The sequence below is a fragment of the Nitrincola schmidtii genome, assembly GCF_008973715.1.
GTDB classification, from domain to species: domain Bacteria; phylum Pseudomonadota; class Gammaproteobacteria; order Pseudomonadales; family Balneatricaceae; genus Nitrincola; species Nitrincola schmidtii.
The window spans coordinates 1-1,325 of the sequence record NZ_WBOL01000031.1; the positions used below are offsets into that span (position 1 = coordinate 1).

Consider the following 1,325-nt stretch of genomic DNA (forward strand, 5'->3'; position numbering starts at 1 on the left):
CTGTGGTATCCCCACGAATTTAAGACATGACACTTGATGACCTTTTTAGCTGCTCTGCAAACTCTTTGATACCCTTTCGCCAAATCCGATCAGGTATTCTAAGGTTATTCATTAGCAGACGTTTTCCAAGATAAAAGTGTGATAAAACCCGGCGGTGACGAGTACTATTGCACTGAAATCGATAGGCCAATCCTGCCAGTTCGATAACTTTTCCAAGCAGCACAAGCACCATGATTGCTAGCGTTGAGAGTAATACCAGCAATCTTGCTCGTTCTATTTTCGTCGTATAATGTTGCTCGAAGCCCAAGCCAAACTTAGTGCTTTTCATATCTCGGAAGCTCTCTTCAATTTGCATACGTGTCTGGTAAATCATGACACTCTTTTTCGCGAAGCTGCTGTTATAAGGCAAAGATGAAACCAGCAGCCAAGGTTCTTTAGCACCTCGTGCTGCCGTCAGAGATATCTTTGATGATCGCTTGGTGCCATCTTGATTTAATGAATGGCGCCCTTTGGGCTGAGCTTTATACAACGCAAGATGACTATGCTGAGGGTCGGTTTGAACCATTTTCAGTTTTAATGCTTTTGGCTTCTGACTGGCCTGTGGAAACAGATGAGAAATGCAACGCCATGATTGGCTGGCCTCATCGAAAAACTTCCTAGGTCGACGAACTCGTCCAACATAATCCCACTCGAGTTCTTTGACGAGTTTAATCCACGGTGTTTTGAAGCCTGCGTCGGTCACTATAATGGGTCTGCAGTTACTAGGTAGCATTGCTTTTAGAGTGGCTAGAAAACGCTGATGAGTCTGATGCCTTTCTTTGGTTTTAATGCCATGGACTTCCTCATATAAGGTCAATGCACGTCCTTCAAAAGCCACAGAAGCCCTGATCAAAAAGTGAGCCTTTCGTCCATCTAAATCTGACCAATCTATACTGATGATGGGTCTTCCAGCACCTGCAAAGATACGGCACATATAGGCATAAATTGAAAGTGATTCCCTTCGTAAGTGAGGGTTTGAAATCAGTCTATCTGAACGTTTTATGCGATGTTTTTCATATGCTTTTGAACGAATGCCACGACCAATACTTGTAACAGTGCAGGGACTTCCTTGTGCAAGGCTTAAAACACATGCAGCCAAAGCATTTCGACGAGTTTTATGCATATCGGGGCAGACAAACGGAATAATTTTGTTCAATATAGACGTTACGTTCATAGCTCTAGTGGTAAGTAGTTTTTGGCGAAATGATTGATCACCAAGGGCTATGAACGTTCCCTTATTTGACTAAATTGTTGTTATTTATTAATAATTCGTGGGGATACCACAG

General features: G+C 42.7%; 1 protein-coding gene. It reads right to left on the minus strand.

The window, feature by feature from the left end:
- Positions 1–19 precede the first annotated feature (19 nt).
- Positions 20–1,213, minus strand: a complete 1,194-nt coding sequence (locus F7R24_RS14580; RefSeq protein WP_151671996.1) for an IS4 family transposase — start codon at positions 1,211–1,213, stop codon at positions 20–22.
- Positions 1,214–1,325 lie beyond the last annotated feature (112 nt).

Excerpts from the sequence above, each read along its gene's own strand:
- F7R24_RS14580 (WP_151671996.1), bottom strand. The coding sequence starts at position 1,213 with ATGAACGTAACGTCTATATTGAACAAAATTATTCCGTTTGTCTGCCCC.